This is a genomic window from Pseudomonas sp. BMW13 (assembly GCF_013357275.1).
Lineage (GTDB): Bacteria > Pseudomonadota > Gammaproteobacteria > Pseudomonadales > Pseudomonadaceae > Aquipseudomonas > Aquipseudomonas khazarica.
In genome coordinates, this window is sequence record NZ_SUKD01000033.1 from 74,121 (window position 1) to 93,163 (window position 19,043).

A 19,043-nucleotide genomic window follows, 5' to 3' on the forward strand; every position below is an offset into this window, starting at 1 on the left:
GCCGAAAAAACAGCGTCTAAGCCGACGAACGGTCAGGCGCGAACTACTGCGGCACCTCGACGCTGACGTGGATCGCGTCGTGGCGCCAGAACTCCAGGTCGCAGTCGATGATGCGCCCATGCTGGTCGCGATTGACCCGGGTGACCCGCAGCGCCGGGCTGCCTGGCGCCACCCGCAGGCTGGCCGCTGCCTCGGCGTGCAACGCGGTGGGCACCATGTCGAAGCGCACCCGACCGTAGTGGATGCCGTACTCGCTGGCATACAGGTCGGTCAGCGAGCGCGTCAGGTCGAACTCGAGAATGCCGGGGAAGTAGGCCGGGTTCAGGTAGTGCTCGACGTACAGCACCAGGCGCCCGTCGATGCGCCGCGCCCGGCACACCTGGTAGACGCTGGACAGCGCCGGCAGCTCCAGCAACTGGCAGACCTGCGCACTGGCCGGCATCAGCCTCGCGCTGAGCACCTCGGTGGCAGGCACCCGCCCCTGTTCGGCGACCATCGCATGGAAGTGGGTGCGGACCAGCGGGTTGTAAGACACCCGCTGCGGAGAAACGAACCAGCCACGGCGTTCCTCGCGGTACACCAGCCCCTGAGCCTCCAGCTGCCCCAGGGCCTCACGCAGGGTGATGCGGGTGGTGTCGAACAGTTCGCTGAGCTTGCGCTCGGCCGGCAACTTGCTGCCGGACGGCAACAGGCCCCGGTCGATCTGCTCCTGCAATGCGCGGCAGATGATGGTGACCGCTCGCGGCGCTTCATCGCGCATCAATTTCTCCCCTTTTGGACTAGTCCAGCCCCAACACGGGGCACACGTCATTCGCTCGAATGGGTGACAAGACTAGGCAGTCTAGATGACTGATAGATGACAGCTATGCTGCAAGCATGCCGCATGCCACCACGACCTTCGTGCACAACCCGTTAAATCAGTTACTTATCCATGGTCTACGCTTGCTGAGCGCGCCATCCGTACAGGCCTAGACATCTGCAGCTGGCAAACGGACATAAAACTGTCATCGAAGGCGCTTAGATTGGCTCGGGTATTGCTGATCTAGACCAACACACACACCGCAAAGGAGTTTCCGATGAAACAACTGCTGCTGGCTTCTCTGATGGGTTCGGCGATTGCCCTCGCCACTTCCGCCATGGCTGCAGGCACCGACCTGCAAGCGCTGGAAAAAGCCGCTCGCGCCGAAGGCGCGGTCAATAGCGTGGGTATGCCCGACAGCTGGGCCAACTGGAAGGACACCTGGAACGACCTGAATAGCAAGTACGGCCTCACGCACTCCGACACCGACATGAGCTCGGCCCAGGAGATCGCCAAGTTCGCCGCCGAGAAGGACAACGCCACCGCCGACATCGGCGACGTAGGCGCCGCCTTCGGCCCCATCGCCGTGCAGCAGGGCGTGACCCAGCCCTACAAGCCGAGCACCTGGGAACAGATCCCGAGCTGGGCCAAGGATGCCGACGGCCACTGGATGCTGGCCTACACCGGCTCCATCGCGTTCATCGTCAACAAGCAACTGGTCAAGGACGTACCGAAGTCCTGGGCCGACCTGAAGAACGGCAAATACCGCGTCGCCATCGGTGACGTCAGTGCCGCCGCCCAGGCCGTCAACGGCGTACTGGCTGCAGCCATCGCCAACGGCGGCGACGAGAAGAACATCCAGCCGGGCCTGGACTTCTTCGCCAGCATCGCCGAACAGGGCCGCCTGTCGCTGTCCAACCCGACCATCCAGACCCTGGAGAAGGGCGAAGTGGAAGTCGGCGTGGTGTGGGACTTCAATGGCCTGTCCTACCGCGACCAGATCGACCCCAGCCGCTTCGAAGTGCTGATTCCCTCCGATGGCTCGGTCATCTCCGGCTACAGCACCATCATCAACAAGTACGCCAAGAACCCGAACGCGGCCAAGCTGGCGCGTGAGTACATCCTTTCCGACGCCGGCCAGATCAACCTGGCCAAGGGTAACGCCCGGCCGATCCGCGCCGAGCACCTGACCCTGCCGGCCGACGTGCAGGCCAAGCTGCTGCCCAACGAGCAGTACGCCAAGGTCCAGCCGATCAAGGACGCTGCGGCCTGGGAAGCCACGTCCAAGGCGCTGCCGCAGCTGTGGCAGGAGCACGTCATCATCAACATGGAGTGATAGGTTGAGGCACAGGGTGGACCGGGGCGCGTAGCTGACGCCCCACCCGTACACCATTCGATACCGCGGATGGTGGATGAAAAGAGCGTCATCCCCCCTGCGCACGACAAACGCCGCTCCCTCGGGCAGTACCTGTGGGAGCGGCTTCAGCCGCTAAGCGCTTCCATCGTTTTCAGGATTTCCCCCATGCCTTCCAAGGTCATCCTCGTCGTGCTCGACGGCCTCAGCCATTCGGTCGCACAACACGCCATGGGCCATCTGCATGCCTGGTGCCAAGCCGGGCGGGCGGCCTACTACCGCCTGGACTGCGAGCTGCCGGCGCTGTCGCGCCCGCTCTACGAATGCATCCTTACCGGCGTACGCCCGATCGACAGCGGCGTGGTGCACAACGACGTCTCGCGCCTGTCGCGTGAGCACAGCCTGTTTCATTACGCGCGCGATGCCGGCCTGACGACCGCCGCCGCGGCCTATCACTGGGTCAGCGAGCTGTACAACCGTTCGCCCTTCGTCGCCGTGCGCGATCGCCACAGCAGCGATCCGGGCCTGCCGATCCAGCACGGCCATTTCTACTACGCCGACCACTACCCGGACTCGCACCTGTTCGTCGACGCCGAGAGCCTGCGCCTGCAGCACGAGCCGGACCTGCTGCTGGTGCACCCGATGAACATCGACGACGCCGGGCACAAGCACGGCCTGGACAGCCCGCAGTACCGCAACGCGGCACGCATGGCCGACGTGCTGCTGGCCGACCACCTGCAGAACTGGGTCGATGCCGGCTACCAGGTGCTGGTCACCGCCGACCACGGCATGAACGTCGACCGCTCGCACAACGGCCTGCTACCGGAGGAGCGCCAGGTGCCGCTGTTCGTCATCGGCGACGCCTTCAGCCTCGACGCGGCCGCCCGCCCACGGCAGGTCGAACTGTGCGGCAGCATCTGTCAGCTGCTCGGTGTGCCCCATGACAAACCCTACTGCGCGGAGCTGTTGAAATGAGCGCGCCGTCTTCCCTGCGACGCTGGTTACCGCTGCTGTGCCTGCTGCCTTTCGCCGTGTTCTTCCTGGTGTTCCAGGTCGCGCCGCTGGTGTGGGTGGCGGTCAACAGCCTGAACGGCCCCGATGGCTGGGGCCTGGGCAATTTCGAGAAGATCTTCGCCTCCAAGTTCTACCTGCAGGCGATCAAGCACAGCCTGCAGATCGCCTTCTGGTCGAGCCTGTTCGGCATGGCCATCGCCATCCTCGGCAGCTACTCGCTGCGCCAGGTGGACTCGAAGCTGCGCGACTTCGTCATCGCCTTCTCCAACATGACCAGCAACTTCGCCGGCGTGCCGCTGGCCTTCGCCTTCATCATCCTGCTCGGCTTCAACGGTGCGCTGACCCTGCTGCTGATCCAGGCCGGGCTGATCGAGGGCTTCAACCTCTACTCGAAGAACGGCCTGATCGTCCTCTACACCTACTTCCAGATTCCCCTGGGCGTGCTGCTGCTCTACCCCGCCTTCGACGCCCTGCGCCAGGACTGGCGCGAGTCAGCGGCGCTGCTCGGCGCCGGCACCTGGGACTTCTGGCGCCACATCGGCCTGCCGGTGCTGACCCCGGCACTGCTCGGCACCTTCGTCATCCTCCTGGCCAATGCCCTGGGCGCCTACGCCACGGTGTACTACCTGACCACGGGCAACTTCAACGTGCTGCCGATCCGCATCGCGGCGATGGTCTCCGGTGACATCTCGCTGAACCCGAACCTGGCCAGCGCTCTGTCGATGATCCTGGTCGGGCTGATGGTGCTGATCACCATCGTTCACCAGCTGCTGCTGAAAAGGAGCAACCATGTCACGCGCTGACGCCCCTGCCGCCAGCCTCTACCACCGAGTCGTGGTCTGGCTGCTGTTCCTCATCCTGCTCCTGCCGCTGGCCGGCACCCTGCTCTACTCGCTGTCCACCAGCTGGTCGGCGACCATCCTGCCGGATGGCCTGACACTGAAGTGGTACGCCGCCCTGTGGAGCGACGAGCGCTTCCTGCGTGCCTTCGCCCAGTCGCTGCTGGTCTGCGTCGGCGCCCTGGCACTGTCGGTGGTGCTGATCCTGCCGCTGATGTTCGTGGTGCACTACCACTTCCCCAGGCTCGACACGCTGATGAACGTGCTGATCCTGCTACCGTTCGCGGTACCGCCGGTGGTGTCCTCGGTGGGCCTGCTGCAGCTCTATGGCTCCGGCCCGCTGGCAATGACCGGCACGCCGTGGATCCTGTTCGGCTGCTACTTCACCATCGCCCTGCCGTTCATGTACCGCGCCATCAGCAACAACCTGCAGGCGATCAACCTGCGCGACCTGATGGACGCTGCCCACCTGCTCGGCGCCAGCACCTGGAAGGCGGCCTTTCTGGTGGTGCTGCCGAATCTGCGCAAGGGCCTGATGGTGTCGCTGTTCCTCTCCTTCAGCTTCCTGTTCGGCGAGTTCGTCTTCGCCAACATGCTGGTCGGCACCCGCTATGAAACGCTGCAGGTGTACCTGAACAACATGCGCAACAGCAGCGGCCACTTCAACAGTGCGCTGGTGATCTCCTATTTCTTCTTCGTCCTGGTCTTCACCTGGGCGGCCAACCGTTTGAACAGGGACAAGGCATGAGCTTCCTGAGCATCCAAAACCTGCATAAAAGCTACGGCGACACCCGCATCTTCAGCGACATCAACTGCGAGATCGCCCAGGGCGAGTTCGTCACCCTGCTCGGCCCCTCCGGCTGCGGCAAGTCCACCCTGCTGCGCTGCATCGCCGGACTGACCGGCGTCGATGGCGGGCAGATCATCCTCGGCGACCAGGACCTGGTGCCGCTGACGCCGCAGAAACGTGGCATCGGCATGGTGTTCCAGAGCTATGCGCTGTTCCCCAACATGACCGTGGCGCAGAACGTCGCCTTCGGCCTGCGCATGCAGAAAGTGGCCAGGGCCGAGAGCGACAAGCGCGTGCAGGAAGCCCTGGACATGGTCGAGCTGGGCGAGTTCGCCACACGCTACCCGCACCAGCTTTCCGGCGGCCAGTGCCAGCGCGTGGCCCTGGCCCGCTCGCTGGTCACCCGTCCGCGCCTGCTGCTGCTCGACGAGCCGCTGTCGGCCCTCGACGCCCGCATTCGCAAACACCTGCGCGAGCAGATCCGCGCCATCCAGCAGGAACTGAACCTGACCACCATCTTCGTCACCCACGACCAGGAAGAGGCGCTGACCATGAGCGACCGCATCTTCCTCATGAACGCCGGCAAGATCGTCCAGAGCGGCGACGCCGAGACCCTCTACACCGCCCCCGTGGACGCCTTCGCCGCCGGTTTCATCGGCAACTACAACCTGCTCGAGGCCGATGCCGCCAGCCGCCTGCTGGAGCAGACGGTGAGTTCGCGCGTGGCGATTCGTCCGGAAGCCATCGCCTTCGCCGAGCATGGCATCGGCGCGAAAATCGTCAGCCACAGCCTGCTGGGCAACGTCGTGCGCTACCGCATCGACGCCCGCGGTGTGGAGCTGTTCGTCGACGTGCTCAATCGCTCGGCGGATGAACTCTACAGCTGCGGCCAGCAGGTCAGCCTGCAGATCGATGTCGGCGCAATCCGGGAGGTGGCGTGATGGCCCTGGTCATATTCGATCTGGACGAAACCCTGATCCACGGCGACTGCTCCACCCTGTGGACCGAGGAAATGGTGAAGATCGGCTGGGCCGATGGCGATTCCTTCATCAGCCACGAGCAGGAGCTGATGCGCCAGTACGCCAGCGGGACCCTGGCCATGGAGGACTACATGGCCTTCACCCTGTCGCCGCTGGTCGGGCGCACGCCCGAGGAGGTCGCCCACGTGGTCGAGCCCTTCGTCGAGGACGTGATCGAGCCGATCTTCTACAGCGACGCCAGCCGCTGCCTGGCCCGGCACCGCGAAGCCGGCGACCGCCTGCTGGTGATCTCCGCCTCGGCGCACTTCCTGGTCAGCGCGATTGCCGAACGCTTCGGCATCGGCGAAGTGCTGGCCATCGACCTGGAACAACAGCGGGGCTTCTACACCGGACGCACCGAAGGCGTGCTGACCTATCGCGAAGGCAAGGTGACGCGCCTGCATGCCTGGCTCAGCGAACAGGGCGAGAGCCTGGCCGGGGCCGCCTTCTACTCCGACTCGCGCAACGACCTGCCGCTGCTGCAACTGGTGGAAAAGCCCTTCACCGTCAACCCGGACCCAGTCCTGCGCGCCCACGCCGAACAGGCGGGCTGGCCGATCCTCAACTGGCGCTGAGCGCGCCAGCCGGGGCCTGCATGATCCCTTCGCACGCCTCGATCAACGCCGCCGCCAACTCACGCGCATAACCGGGCAACTGGTTGCGCGCGTGCAGGGCCACTTCCACCGGCGCCACGGCGGCAAAGCCTTCGGTAGCCCCCAGTTCGCGGTGCGCCGCGGTGATCAGGCGGCGCGGCAGCAGGGTCAGGCCCAGGCCGCCTTCGGCCGCCGCGCTGACACCCGGCAGGCTGCTGCTGACATAGGCGATGCGCCAGGGCTTGCCCATGGCATCCAGGGCGTGGGTCATTTCCAGGCGATACAGGCCGTTGGGCGGGAACACCGCCAGCGGCACCGGGTTGCGCGCCAGCACCGGCCGTGCGCGGCTGTCCAGCCAGGCCAGGGGCTCGGCCCAGCTGGCCAGCCCCTTGGCGCTGCCGGCGCGCTGCTTGATCAGCGCCAGGTCCAGCTCGCCGGCGTTGAACGCACGCCACACGTCGTGGCTGAGGCCGCTGGTGATCTCCAGGCGGATGCCAGGGTGCGCGTCGGCGAAATCAGCCAGGTAAGGGGTCAGGCTGTTGGCCGCGAAATCGTCCGGCACGCCGAGACGCACCTCGCCCTCCACCGCACTCTGGCCCAGCGCGAGCAGCGCTTCGTCCATCAGCGCAACGATGCGATTGGCATAACCGAGCAGGCGCTCACCTTCGGTGGTGGTCACCACGTAGCGGCCGCTGCGGTCGAGCAGCTCGGCGCCGATCTGCTCCTCCAGACGCCGCACCTGCTGGCTGACCGTGGACTGGGTCAGGTGCAGGCTGGCCGCGGCACGGGTAAAGCCACCGGTCTGAACCACGGCGAGAAAGCTGCGCAACAGCACGGGATCGAGCATACCGACACCTATCATGAAACCCACTGACAAGGATTCTACTATTTAATTTCCGAATCCAGGCGCAAATTCCTATAGTGCATGGGAGACCGTTTTCCGCGCCGGGTCGATCCCGGTGCCTTTCACCCGCCGAGGCAATCTCTCGATGAGCAAATCGCCCTACTACTACGCCCCGCATGGCGGCCATCCCGGTCAGGAGCAACTGCTGACCGATCGCGCCATGTTCACCGAAGCCTACGCCGTGATCCCCAAAGGCGTGATGCGTGACATCGTCACCAGCCACCTGCCGTTCTGGGACAACATGCGCATGTGGGTCATCGCCCGCCCGCTGACCGGTTTCGCCGAAACCTTCTCGCAGTACATCGTCGAAGTCGCCCCCAACGGCGGCAGCGACAAGCCCGAGCTGGACCCGAGCGCCGAAGGCGTGATCTTCGTCGTCGAAGGCGAGTGCAACCTGACCCTGAACGGCACCCGGCATGCCCTGCGTCCGGGCAGCTACGCCTTCATCCCGCCGCAGAGCGACTGGTCGCTGCGCAACAACGGCAGCGAAGCGGTGCGTTTCCACTGGCTGCGCAAGGCCTACCAGCCCGTCGAAGGCGTGCCCTACCCGGAGGCCTTCGTGACCCACGAGCAGGACATCGAGCCGATCGTCATGCCGGGCACCGAAGGTCGCTGGAGCACCACGCGCTTCGTCGAAATCAGCGACATGCGCCATGACATGCACGTCAACATCGTCAACTTCGAGCCGGGCGGCGTGATCCCCTTCGCCGAGACCCACGTCATGGAACACGGCCTGTACGTGCTGGAAGGCAAGGCGGTGTATCGCCTCAACCAGGACTGGGTCGAAGTCGAAGCCGGTGACTTCATGTGGCTGCGCGCCTTCTGCCCGCAGGCCTGCTACGCCGGTGGCCCGAGTCGCTTCCGCTACCTGCTGTACAAGGATGTGAACCGCCAGATGCCACTGACCCTGGGTGGCCTCAAGCGCTGAGTGCAGGAGTGGCTCTAGCCGCGGGCTGACGAGCCGCCGCGGATTGCATCCGGGCTACACAAGCGTAGCCCGGAGGAAATCCGCGGCATGCAGCATGAACAGCTGCAGCTTCGGCCGCGAAGCAGTCACCGCAATACGCCCATGACGACAAAGGCCACCCGAAGGTGGCCTTTGTCGTTCCAGCGCGCTGATCAGCTGTGGCGGATCAGGTGATCGAAGGCGCTCAGCGAGGCCTTGGCACCCTCGCCCACGGCGATGACGATCTGCTTGTACGGCACGGTGGTGACGTCACCGGCAGCGAAGACGCCCGGCACGCTGGTCTGGCCCTTGGCATCGACCACGATCTCGCCGAAGCGGTTGAGCTCGAGGGTGCCCTTGAGCCAGTCGCTGTTGGGCAGCAGGCCGATCTGCACGAAGATGCCTTCCAGCTCGACCGTGTGCAGCGTTTCGCTGGTGCGGTCCTTGTAGACCAGCGCGTTGACCTTCTGGCCATCGCCCTTGACCTCGGTGGTCTGCGCACTCTTGATCACGGTCACGTTCGCCAGGCTGTACAGCTTCTTCTGCAGCACGGCGTCGGCACGCAGGGTGTCGGCGAACTCCAGCAGGGTCACATGGGCGACGATCCCGGCCAGGTCGATGGCCGCCTCGACGCCGGAGTTGCCGCCACCGATCACCGCCACGCGCTTGCCCTTGAACAGCGGGCCGTCGCAGTGCGGGCAGAAGCACACGCCCTTGGCCTTGTACTCCTGCTCGCCAGGCACCCCCATCTCGCGCCAGCGTGCGCCGGTGGAGAGGATCACGGTCTTGGCCTTGAGCGAGGCGCCGTTCTCGAACTGCACCTCGTGCAGGCCGCCTTCGCCATTGGCCGGCACCAGCGCGGAGGCGCGCTGCAGGTTCATCACGTCGACTTCGTATTCCTTGACGTGTTCTTCCAGGGCGCGCACCAGCTTCGGCCCTTCGGTTTCCTTCACCGAAATGAAGTTCTCGATCGCCATGGTATCGAGCACCTGGCCACCGAAACGCTCGGCAGCGATGGCCGTACGGATACCTTTGCGCGCAGCGTAGATGGCCGCCGAGGCGCCAGCCGGGCCACCGCCGACAACCAGCACGTCGAAGGCTTCCTTGGCGCTCATCTTCTCGGCGTCGCGGCTGCCGGCCTTGGTGTCGATCTTGGCGAGAATCTCCTTCACTTCCATGCGGCCGGAAGCGAATACCTCGCCGTTCAGGTAGATGCTCGGCACGGCCATGACCTGGCGACGCTCGACTTCTTCCTGGAACAGCGCACCGTCGATGGAGACGTTGCGGATATTGGGGTTCAGCACTGCCATCAGGTTCAGCGCCTGGACCACGTCCGGGCAGTTCTGGCAGCTCAGCGAGAAATAGGTCTCGAACTCGAAGCGGCCTTCGATGGCCTTGATCTGGGCGATGGTATCGGCGTCCAGCTTCGACGGGTGGCCACCGACCTGCAGCAGCGCCAGCACCAGCGAGGTGAACTCATGGCCCGTGGGGATGCCGGCGAAGGCGACGCCGGTGTCTTCGCCCGGACGATTCAGGGCGAACGAAGGACGACGGGCATCGCTGCCATCGGTCTTCAGGGTGATCTTGTCGGTCAGGCCGACGATGTCGTTGAGCAGGCCAAGCAGCTCCTGGGATTTCGCGCTGTCATCGAGGGACGCGACGATCTCGAACGGCTGGGTGACCTTTTCCAGGTAGGCCTTCAACTGGGCTTTAAGATTGGCGTCCAACATGGCGAACAGTCCTCAGAAACAAAAAATTCGGGCAATAAAATGCCCGGACGGATCGCGCCCGGGCATCGGGCACCACAAGGGCCGGTGATGGCCCAAACAGCGCAGGTAGCAAGTGCAAAACGGGTTTCAGAGCGTCGCGAGCGACGGCCAGGCAAGGCGTAATCCGATGAGGGCGCGGAATGTACCGACGTACATCACAAGCCCGAGTCCGATTACCCCGCTGCCTGGCCGAGCGCAGCAGCTCTGAAGCCGTTCTTAGATCTTGCCGACCAGGTCCAGCGAAGGAGCCAGAGTGGCTTCGCCTTCTTTCCACTTGGCCGGGCAAACCTGACCCGGGTTGGCGGCGGTGTACTGAGCGGCCTTCAGCTTGCGCAGGGTCTCGGACACGTCACGGGCGATTTCGTTGGAGTGGATTTCCAGGGTCTTGATCTGGCCTTCCGGGTTGATGATGAAGGTGCCGCGCAGCGCCAGGCCTTCTTCCGGAATGTGCACGCCGAAGGCGTTGGTCAGCTGGTGGGTCGGGTCACCGATCAGCGGGAACTGAGCCTTGCCAACGGCCGGCGAAGTTTCGTGCCAGACCTTGTGCGAGAAGTGAGTGTCGGTGGTCACGATGTAAACCTCGGCACCCGCCTTCTGGAACTCGGCGTAGTTGTTGGCGGCGTCTTCGATCTCGGTCGGGCAGTTGAAGGTGAAGGCAGCCGGCATGAAGATCAGCACGGACCACTTGCCCTGCAGGGACTGCTCGGTCACTTCGACGAACTCACCAGCGTGGAAAGCGTTGACCTTGAACGGTTGAACTTGAGTATTGATGAGGGACATCTCTGACTCCTTCTGAGGTTTCTGTGAGGGTTGAAAATTTACGGTTGCTATCTTAGCTACCTAACGGAAAAAAGCTTATTGATTACGGCCATGATATCGATTGATTGCACCAATCGATAACGAAGCCCGCGCCAGACGCAGGCTGCAGCCCTGGCTCAGGCCAGGTCGGGATCAATCAATAGCGCCAGTTTACCTGCGACTTGGTTACCAGCGAGTGTCTCGAACGCCACTTCGCTGTCTTCGATCGCAAAAGTGCGCTCCAGTTGCGGCTGCAATCGGCCTTCGGCGAACAGCGGCCAGACCTGCTGCTGCAGGTCATGCAACAGATCCGCCTTGAACTGATCGTCGCGGTTGCGCAGGGTCGAACCGATCAGCTGGATGCGCTTGCCCAGCACCTGCGCCAGGTCCAGCTTGGCCTCGCGCCCGCCCATCAGGCCGATGTTGATCCAGCGCCCGTCACGCGCCAGCAGCTCCAGGTTGAGGGCCGCGTACTGGCCACCGACCGGGTCGAGGATCACGTCGAACGGCCCGAAATCGCTGAGCGCCTGAAGATCCTCGCCACGCAGCGCGCCGCCCTGGGCGCCGAGCCCTTCGCAGTAGGCCAGCCGCTCGGCGGAGCCGACGCTGACCCAGCAGGGGTTGCCGAACGCCTTGCACAGCTGGATCGCCGCCGAGCCCACACCACTGGCACCGGCATGCAGCAGAACCTTCTCGCCAGGATGCAGCGCGCCGAGCTGAAACAGGTTGAGCCAGGCCGTGGCATACACCTCGGGGACCACGGCGGCCTCGACCAGGCTGAGGCCCTCGGGCACCGACATGGCATGGCGTGCATCGACCACCACCTCTTCGGCCATACCGCCGCCCGCCAGCAGGCAGCAGACCCGATCCCCCACCTGCCAGGCGCTGCCGGCGCCCACTTCGGTGACCACGCCGGAACACTCCAGGCCCAGAGCCTGGCTGGCCCCCGGCGGTGGCGGGTAGAGCCCCGCGCGCTGCAGCAGATCGGCCCGATTGAGCCCTGCGGCGGCGACCTTCACTCGAATCTGCCCCGCGTCGCAGGCCTGGGTGGGTTGTTCCAACCACTCCGCACGCCCTTCGACGCCTTGCAATGCCTTCATGCTGCCTCCATAGTGCAAGTGAAACGAGCCTCGCGCCTTGCGCGAGGCTTTCGTCTAGCGCCAACGGAACCTGGCGCCCTCAGATACGGCCTAATATGCGTTATCACCTGCCACTACGTCGAATCCGCATGAAACGCTCTCTAGCAAGTACCGCCCTCGCCCTAGTACTCGGCTTCAGTGCCCTGCCGCTGGCGGCCAAGACCACTCCAGCGACCAGCTGGGACTACCTGCAGCCGGACCGCGATCAGGTGATTGCCAGTCTCAACGTCGTGGAGCTGCTCAAGCGCCACCACTACAACAAGCCGCCGCTCAACGACGAGCGCTCGATCAAGATCTACGACAACTACCTGAAGTTGCTCGATCCATCGCGCAGCTACTTCATGGCGTCGGACATCGCCGAATTCAACCAGTGGCGCAACCAGTTCGACGACCTGCTCAAGAGCGGCAACCTCGAACCGGGCTTCGCCATCTACCGCCGGCACCTGACGCGCCTGCAGGAGCGCCTCGACTTCGCCCTGGCCGAGCTGGCCAAGGGTGTCGACAAGATCGACTTCAGCGTCGACGAGGACCTGCAGGTCGACCGTGAGAAAGCGCCCTGGGCGAAGGACCGTGCCGAGCTCGACGATCTGTGGCGCAAGCGCGTCAAGGATGAAGTGCTGCGACTGAAGATCGCCGGCAAGGAAACCAAGGACATCCAGGAGCTGCTGACCAAGCGCTACAAGAACCAGCTCAAGCGCCTCGAGCAGACCCGTGGCGAGGATGTGTTCCAGGCCTACATCAACGCCTTCGCCACCACCTACGACCCGCACACCACGTACCTGTCGCCGGACAACGCGGAAAACTTCGATATCAACATGAGCCTCTCGCTCGAAGGTATCGGCGCCGTGCTGCAGAGCGACAACGAGCACGTCAAGGTGGTGCGCCTGGTGCCCGCCGGCCCGGCGGAGAAGAGCAAGCAGATCGCACCGGCCGACAAGATCGTCGGTGTCGCCCAGGGCAACGACGAGATGGTCGACGTGATCGGCTGGCGTCTGGACGAAGTGGTCAAGCTGATTCGTGGCCCGAAAGGCTCCACGGTACGCCTGGAAGTCATTCCGGCCAGCAACCCGCCGACCGACCAGACCAGCAAGGTGGTCACCATCACCCGCGAGGCGGTGAAGCTCGAAGAGCAGGCGGCGAAGAAGAAGGTCCTGCACCTCAAGCAGGATGGCCGCGACTACAAGCTCGGGGTGATCGAACTGCCGGCCTTCTACCTCGACTTCAAGGCCTTCCGCGCGGGCGACCCCAACTACAAGAGCACCACGCGTGACGTGAAACAGCTGATCGACGAGCTGCGTGCCGAGAAGGTCGACGGCCTGGTCATCGACCTGCGCAACAACGGTGGCGGCTCCCTGCAGGAAGCCACCGAGCTGACCAGCCTGTTCATCGAGCAGGGCCCGACCGTACTGGTACGCAACGCCGATGGCCGCGTCGACGTGCTGGCGGACGAGAACAAGGGCATCTACTACAACGGCCCCCTGGCCGTACTGGTCAATCGCCTCTCCGCCTCTGCCTCGGAGATCTTCGCCGGTGCCATGCAGGACTATCACCGCGCGCTGATCCTCGGCGGCCAGACCTTCGGCAAGGGCACGGTGCAGACCATCCAGCCGCTCAATCACGGCGAACTGAAGCTGACCCTGGCCAAGTTCTACCGTGTATCGGGGCAGAGCACCCAGCACCAGGGTGTACTGCCGGACATCGCCTACCCCGATGTGATGCACACCAAGGACATCGGTGAGAGCGCCCTGCCCGCCGCCATGCCCTGGGACAGCATCCGCCCGGCGATCAAGCCGGAGCTGGACCCGATCAAACCGTTCCTCACCCAGCTGCAGAGCAAGCACGACCAGCGCACCGCGCAGGACCCGGACTTCCTCTTCACCCGCGCCAGCATCGACCTGTCGAAGCAGCTGATGGCCGAAACCACCGTCAGCCTCAACGAAGTCAAACGCCGTGCGCAGCAGGCCGCCATCGAGGCCAAGCAGCTCAAGCTGGAGAACGACCGTCGCGTGGCCAAGGGTGAGAAGCCTCTCGCGGAGCTGGCCAAGGAAGACGAAGACGCCCTGCCCGTGGAAGACAAGGGCAAGCCGGAAGACGACGCGTACCTGTCCGAGTCCGGCCACATCCTCATCGACTACCTGAGCCTGAACCCGTCCCTGGCCATCCATTGATCAGGGATTAGGGAACGTCATCAAATTGTCATCGAACTGTCGTGAAATGCAGGGGCCGGCTAAAAAGCCGGCCTCTTCGTTTCCGGCAGATCGAGAACACCATGACCGTCACCGAGCAGTTGAGCGCCTTGGGGAACATCCTCGCTCACGGCGACCTCAGTAGCCTGTTCCAGCCCATCGTCTCGCTTTCCGAGCAGCGCATCCTCGGCTACGAGGCGCTGACCCGTGGCCCGTCCAACAGCCCGCTGCACTCGCCCTTGACCCTGTTCGCCGTCGCCCGCCATGCCGGCCGCCTGAGCGAGCTGGAAATGGCCTGTCGCAAGAGCGCGTGCCGGGGTTTCAGCGCGCTGGGGCTGGAGGGCAAGCTGTTCCTCAACGTATCTCCCGAATCGCTGCTCGACCCCAGCCACCAGCCCGGGCGTACCCTGAAGCTGCTGCAGACCTTCGGCATACCGCCCAGCCAGGTGGTGATCGAACTCACCGAGCAGTCGCCGACCGAAGACTTCGCGCTGCTCGACAATGCCCTGCACCACTACCGCGCCATGGGCTTCTCCATCGCCCTGGACGACCTTGGCGCCGGCTATTCCAGCCTGCGCCTGTGGTCCGAGCTGCGCCCGGACTACGTGAAGATCGACCGCCACTTCATCGACGGCATCCACCAGGACGCGGTGAAGCGCGAGTTCGTCGGCTCGATCCTGAAGATGGCCGAGGCCTCGCGCGCGCAGGTCATCGCCGAGGGCATCGAGCTGACCGAAGAGCTGACCGTACTGGCCGAGATGGGGGTCGATCTGGTGCAGGGCTACCTGCTGAGCAGGCCGCAGGAGAAACCGCCACGGGACGCCCGCCAGTTGCTGCCACAGCTGCAGAGCACGCAGCACAGCAGCCTCAACGAGGACAACCATGACCTCAGCGCCCTGCTCAACGAGCAGCCCGCCGTCGACCAGCGCACCGCCATCGCCGAGGTGCTGGATCTGTTTCGTGCCCAGGCCAATCTGAACTCACTGGCGGTGCTCGACGAGCAGCAACAGCCGGTAGGTATCGTGCACCGCCATTCGCTCTCCGAAGCGCTGCTGAAGCCGTTCGCGACCGACCTGTTCGCGCGCAAACCGATCAGCCGCCTGATGAGCCAGGACTTTCTCGCGGTGGAACTGAAGCAATCGCTGCAGAAGGTCAGCCGCCTGCTCACCAGCCGCGCGCGGCAGCGCATCGAAGAGGACTTCATCATCATCCAGGGCGGCCGCTACCTCGGCCTGGGGCGGGTGATCGACGTGCTCAAGCTGATCACCGAACAGAAGCTGCAGCAGGCGCGTCATGCCAACCCGCTGACCCTGCTACCGGGCAACGTGCCCATCCAACAGTGCCTGAGCCGGCTGCTGCAACAACAGCGGGAAGCGGCGGTGTGCTATGTCGACATCGACAGCTTCAAGCCCTTCAACGACCTCTACGGCTACGCCAAGGGCGACGAGGTCCTGCTGTGCCTGGCACAGTGCCTGAACGAGCGGGTGGACCCGGCGCGCGATTTCGTCGGTCATATCGGGGGCGATGATTTCATGCTGGTGCTCGGCTCGACCGACTGGCGCGAAAAGCTCGGTCGCCTGATCGAGGACTTCCAGAGCCAGTGCCGCCGCTTCTACCGCGAAGAACACCTGCAGGCCGGCTGTTTCGTCGCCCACAACCGTCACGGCCAGCGCCAGGAATACGCCCTGCTGTCGCTGTCCATCGGCGTGGTGCACGTGAGCAAGGAAGACTGCCTGCAGCTCGACGCCTCGCGCCTGGCGGAACTCGCCTCCGAAGCCAAGCGCCACGCCAAGGCTGTGCCCGGCTACAGCCTGCACATCCTCGCCGGATCAGCCAGCTGAAGCCTGCGTCTCCTGCGCCAGCGCGGCATGGTGCTCGGCCAGGGCCCGATCAGGCGTGACGCCCGGTGCGCCGTCGAGATACACCTGGCTCAGGCGCCGCGCCGCCAGCGGATGGCCAGCCGCCAGCGCCATCTCCCACCAGCGCACCGCCTGCACACCGTCCGGCGCCTGTCGCGTGTCACCCTGCAACGCCTGTACACCCAGCTGATAAGCGGCCTTGCCGTCGCCGCCGCTGGCAGCCAGGCGCAACAGCCTCAGCCCCTCCTCGCGCGCACCGAGGCCCTGACCGCGAAACAGCAAGATATGCCCGTAGAAGCTTTGCGCCGGGGTATCGCCCAGGTTGGCCATGCGCCCGTACTGGCCCTGCATCCACTGCCAAAGACGCGGCTGGCGCAACGTCCACGACCAGTGAAACAGGCGCCGGGCCAACCAGTAGCCCAGGCGCGCGCGCACCTGCCAGAGCAGCCTAGACATCGACGGGATAGTCGAATTCGAACACCCGGACCACCTCTGCGGCATGCCAGGATGCGGCCGCCACACCATCGGAGGCTCCGCTGAAGCGCCCCAGGCGCATCACGCAGTCGAAGAAGCCGGTACGCGGCAGACGGCTGGCCCCCTGGCTGATGACCAGCGCGCTGCGCAGTGGCCGTTCGGCACGGGCATCCAGCGCCGCCAGATGCTCCAGTGCTGCGGTCAGGGTCTGCATGGCCGGTGTCGGCAGGTCGAGGCGCTCGATCAGCGCCCGGTAGGTAAGCAGATGGCGCTGCCGGCGCGCATCATCGAGTTCGTCAAGCAACGCCTGCCAGTGTTGGCGACTGATACGTACGCTCAAGACCAGCCCTCCAACCCCAGCGACCATGCCAGGGAGCGCAGGATGGCCGCATCCGGTTGACGCTCGCCACGCTCGATCATCGCCAGATAGTGCGGGCTGATACCGACACTGCGCGCCAGCGCCTCGGCCGTCAGTCCCTTGCCTTCACGCAGTGCCCGCAGTTGATCGAGCCCGGGTCTCACGGCCTCCGGATCAGGCTGTTCGCGACCAGATTCGACGGCAGGCTGGTGTCCTGCGGCCTGCAGCAGGGCCTGATAATCGGCCCAGGGCAGTACCGCGTACTCCGGCTCACCATCGCGGGCAATGATTTGCACACTCATGAGTCTCTCCGTTGGAAAGCAGGACCGATGGCCTCGATCCTTTCCTTGCAAGCGGCCATCTTAACAGGGCCAAGCCGCCTGGGGCGTGATCCGTGCAGGCACTCCACGCAGCGCGCCGCGTCTCGCCGCACAGGCGCCCGCGATCAGGAATGCAACGGCTCGGCCGGCAGGTGCTCGATGAGCGCCAGCTTCTCCGGGGCCTGCCTGGCACGCCAGGCCTTGAATGCCTCGAGTTCCCCCTGCCAGGTGCGCATCACCCAGGCCAGCACGGCCAGGTCATCGACGAAACCCACCCCCACCAGCCAGTCGGGAATGGCGTCCAGCGGGGTGATGAAATACAGCAGCGCGGCGACCACCATCAGCAACGCCTGGCGGCTGATCTGCCGGTATTCCCCCTTGAACCAGGCCAGGCTCAGCGCGCGCAACAGCTGCAGGTCATCCTTCAGCGCGGCGAAGCGCTGGCCCTGCGGGGTGCGCTTGTCACCCAGCGCGCGCAGCAACTCAGGCAGCCGCCCCTCACGAAGAAAACGGGCCGCCAGCGGCAGGTAACGCGTCAGTTTCCACGGGGTTTTCATAGGACCTCCTCGGCAAGCCAGGCGCTGCCTGGGCTTGCTTCGCTTATCCACCGAAGCTGTGGATAAATCTGTGCAAAGACTTTCGACAAGTTTATCAAAGCCCCGTGGCATGGGGCCTGGACTCAGATCGGGCATTTTTTATACAGCCCATAAAATCCATGAAAATCAACGAGTTGCCGATTGACATGAACAGCTTGCAAGGGTAGCGCACGCTTGTTAGGAACCTTTCCCACAATGTGCATAAGCGTAACACTGCAGGTGCCAGCCAAGGCCCGGAAACGACAACGCCCCGTCAAGACGGGGCGTTGTCATGAAGCCATGCAGTGTTACTGCGCTGCCGGCTCGGCTGGCTCAGCCGGTTCTGCCGCCTGATCCTTGATACCGATCAGCTCCAGGTCGAACACCAGCACCGCGTTGGCCGGAATGGCCGGGGACGGGCTCTGCTCGCCATAGGCCAACTCGCTGGGGATGTACAGTTTGTACTTCTCACCCACGTGCATCAGCTGCAGACCTTCGACCCAACCCGGGATCACGCCGCCGACCGGCAGGTCGATGGGGCTGCCACGTGCGACGGAGCTGTCGAAGACGCTGCCATCGGTCAGCTTGCCCTCGTAGTGAACGGTCACCACGTCGCTTTCCTTCGGCTGCGCGCCGTCGGTCTTCTTGATCACTTCGTATTGCAGGCCGGACGGCGTGGTCACGACGCCTTCACGCTTGCCGTTCTCTTCGAGGAATTTCTTGCCGGCTTCGGCCGCTTCCTTGTTCAGCGCGGTCATGCGCTCTTGCGCACGGTTCTGCAGGAAGGAGAAGGCCTCGATCATGTCCTCGTCCTTGATGCGCGGCTCCTTCTTCGCCAGCGCGTCTTCGATGCCCTGGGCGACGGCCTTGGAATCCAGATCGTCCATGCCTTCCTCGGACAGACTGCGACCCATGTTCAGGCCGATGCCGTAGGAGGCTTTCTGCGCGGGGCTCTTGAGTTCGACTTCGCTGGTTTGCGAATCGCAACCGGCAAGCACCAGGCCCACCAGGGCAACCGCTGCCGCCAAACGATGCTGTTTCATGCTTGTTCCTTGTAGATGCGCCCGAAGGCCGTCGTGTGAAAGCGCGAGCTTAGCAGTACGCCACGATCACTGGCTACGGCATAGGAGCCGTGCAATGCCCATAAGTTCAAGCAAACAAAGGATTTTTTCGAAGAGATTCGGCGAACGCCGAAGCGTTGTCACAGGAGGGGATGAAGCGAGGAGAAGAATGGCGCAGCGGACGGGACTCGAACCCGCGACCCCCGGCGTGACAGGCCGGTATTCTAACCGACTGAACTACCGCTG

At 64.4% G+C, this 19,043-nt stretch carries 19 protein-coding genes; 9 read left to right on the plus strand and 10 right to left on the minus strand.

Annotation, left to right across the window (positions count from 1 at the left end):
• Window positions 1-43: 43 nt before the first annotated feature.
• Window positions 44-760, minus strand: a complete 717-nt coding sequence (locus E4487_RS21730) for a UTRA domain-containing protein (RefSeq protein ID WP_037056975.1) — start codon at window positions 758-760, stop codon at window positions 44-46.
• Between the two features lie 316 nt (window positions 761-1,076).
• On the opposite strand from E4487_RS21730, the gene E4487_RS21735 reads away from it, so the two are divergent.
• From E4487_RS21735 to E4487_RS21760, 6 genes are all read left to right on the plus strand, one after another.
• A complete protein-coding gene (locus E4487_RS21735) occupies window positions 1,077-2,135 on the plus strand; it encodes an ABC transporter substrate-binding protein (RefSeq protein WP_037056973.1) in 1,059 nt (352 codons plus the stop codon).
• A 186-nt stretch (window positions 2,136-2,321) separates the two neighbouring features.
• Entirely contained in the window at window positions 2,322-3,128 is an 807-nt protein-coding gene (locus tag E4487_RS21740) for an alkaline phosphatase family protein (RefSeq protein ID WP_037056972.1), read from the plus strand.
• Window positions 3,125-3,970 carry an ABC transporter permease subunit gene (locus E4487_RS21745; protein WP_037056971.1) on the plus strand — a complete coding sequence of 282 codons (846 nt, stop codon included), beginning with the start codon at window positions 3,125-3,127 and terminating at the stop codon, window positions 3,968-3,970. Before E4487_RS21740 ends, E4487_RS21745 begins: the two co-directional genes overlap by 4 nt.
• Entirely contained in the window at window positions 3,957-4,754 is a 798-nt protein-coding gene (locus tag E4487_RS21750; RefSeq protein ID WP_047587654.1) for an ABC transporter permease, read from the plus strand. Before E4487_RS21745 ends, E4487_RS21750 begins: the two co-directional genes overlap by 14 nt.
• Window positions 4,751-5,737, plus strand: a complete 987-nt coding sequence (locus E4487_RS21755; protein ID WP_037056963.1) for an ABC transporter ATP-binding protein — start codon at window positions 4,751-4,753, stop codon at window positions 5,735-5,737. Before E4487_RS21750 ends, E4487_RS21755 begins: the two co-directional genes overlap by 4 nt.
• Complete coding sequence (locus E4487_RS21760; protein ID WP_037056961.1) at window positions 5,737-6,390, plus strand: HAD family phosphatase; 654 nt, start codon at window positions 5,737-5,739, stop codon at window positions 6,388-6,390. The genes E4487_RS21755 and E4487_RS21760 overlap by 1 nt, the downstream gene beginning before the upstream one ends.
• Here E4487_RS21760 and E4487_RS21765 read toward each other — a convergent pair.
• The gene (locus tag E4487_RS21765) at window positions 6,377-7,255 is read right to left on the minus strand and encodes a LysR substrate-binding domain-containing protein (protein WP_175254368.1); all 879 of its coding nucleotides are present in this window, start codon (window positions 7,253-7,255) and stop codon (window positions 6,377-6,379) included. The genes E4487_RS21760 and E4487_RS21765 overlap by 14 nt on opposite strands.
• Before the next feature lie 142 nt (window positions 7,256-7,397).
• Between E4487_RS21765 and E4487_RS21770 the strand changes: the two genes are divergently transcribed.
• Complete coding sequence (locus E4487_RS21770; protein WP_037056954.1) at window positions 7,398-8,240, plus strand: bifunctional allantoicase/(S)-ureidoglycine aminohydrolase; 843 nt, start codon at window positions 7,398-7,400, stop codon at window positions 8,238-8,240.
• 191 nt (window positions 8,241-8,431) lie between these two features.
• Here the strand turns inward: E4487_RS21770 and ahpF are convergent, their stop codons facing one another.
• The 3 genes from ahpF to E4487_RS21785 all read right to left on the minus strand — a co-directional run bounded on the left by ahpF (window position 8,432) and on the right by E4487_RS21785 (window position 11,925).
• The gene (gene ahpF / locus E4487_RS21775) at window positions 8,432-9,988 is read right to left on the minus strand and encodes an alkyl hydroperoxide reductase subunit F (protein ID WP_175254369.1); all 1,557 of its coding nucleotides are present in this window, start codon (window positions 9,986-9,988) and stop codon (window positions 8,432-8,434) included.
• Between the two features lie 255 nt (window positions 9,989-10,243).
• Window positions 10,244-10,807 carry an alkyl hydroperoxide reductase subunit C gene (gene ahpC, locus E4487_RS21780; RefSeq protein WP_037004971.1) on the minus strand — a complete coding sequence of 188 codons (564 nt, stop codon included), beginning with the start codon at window positions 10,805-10,807 and terminating at the stop codon, window positions 10,244-10,246.
• 155 nt (window positions 10,808-10,962) lie between these two features.
• Window positions 10,963-11,925 carry an NAD(P)H-quinone oxidoreductase gene (locus tag E4487_RS21785; RefSeq protein WP_134677390.1) on the minus strand — a complete coding sequence of 321 codons (963 nt, stop codon included), beginning with the start codon at window positions 11,923-11,925 and terminating at the stop codon, window positions 10,963-10,965.
• A 128-nt stretch (window positions 11,926-12,053) separates the two neighbouring features.
• Between E4487_RS21785 and E4487_RS21790 the strand changes: the two genes are divergently transcribed.
• The gene (locus tag E4487_RS21790) at window positions 12,054-14,132 is read left to right on the plus strand and encodes a carboxy terminal-processing peptidase (RefSeq protein ID WP_175254370.1); all 2,079 of its coding nucleotides are present in this window, start codon (window positions 12,054-12,056) and stop codon (window positions 14,130-14,132) included.
• A 101-nt stretch (window positions 14,133-14,233) separates the two neighbouring features.
• The gene (locus E4487_RS21795; protein WP_037057446.1) at window positions 14,234-15,991 is read left to right on the plus strand and encodes a bifunctional diguanylate cyclase/phosphodiesterase; all 1,758 of its coding nucleotides are present in this window, start codon (window positions 14,234-14,236) and stop codon (window positions 15,989-15,991) included.
• Here the strand turns inward: E4487_RS21795 and E4487_RS21800 are convergent.
• The 5 genes from E4487_RS21800 to E4487_RS21820 form a co-directional block, all read right to left on the minus strand.
• Complete coding sequence (locus E4487_RS21800; RefSeq protein ID WP_134677387.1) at window positions 15,980-16,465, minus strand: SEL1-like repeat protein; 486 nt, start codon at window positions 16,463-16,465, stop codon at window positions 15,980-15,982. The genes E4487_RS21795 and E4487_RS21800 overlap by 12 nt on opposite strands.
• Complete coding sequence (locus E4487_RS21805; RefSeq protein WP_037057444.1) at window positions 16,458-16,823, minus strand: hypothetical protein; 366 nt, start codon at window positions 16,821-16,823, stop codon at window positions 16,458-16,460. The genes E4487_RS21800 and E4487_RS21805 overlap by 8 nt, the downstream gene beginning before the upstream one ends.
• Window positions 16,820-17,143 carry a helix-turn-helix domain-containing protein gene (locus E4487_RS21810; protein ID WP_175254371.1) on the minus strand — a complete coding sequence of 108 codons (324 nt, stop codon included), beginning with the start codon at window positions 17,141-17,143 and terminating at the stop codon, window positions 16,820-16,822. The genes E4487_RS21805 and E4487_RS21810 overlap by 4 nt, the downstream gene beginning before the upstream one ends.
• A 143-nt stretch (window positions 17,144-17,286) precedes the next feature.
• Window positions 17,287-17,718: a YkvA family protein gene (locus E4487_RS21815; protein ID WP_037057442.1), complete on the minus strand. Its 432-nt coding sequence runs from the start codon at window positions 17,716-17,718 to the stop codon at window positions 17,287-17,289.
• Between the two features lie 326 nt (window positions 17,719-18,044).
• Entirely contained in the window at window positions 18,045-18,779 is a 735-nt protein-coding gene (locus E4487_RS21820; protein ID WP_134677383.1) for an FKBP-type peptidyl-prolyl cis-trans isomerase, read from the minus strand.
• Window positions 18,780-19,043 lie beyond the last annotated feature (264 nt).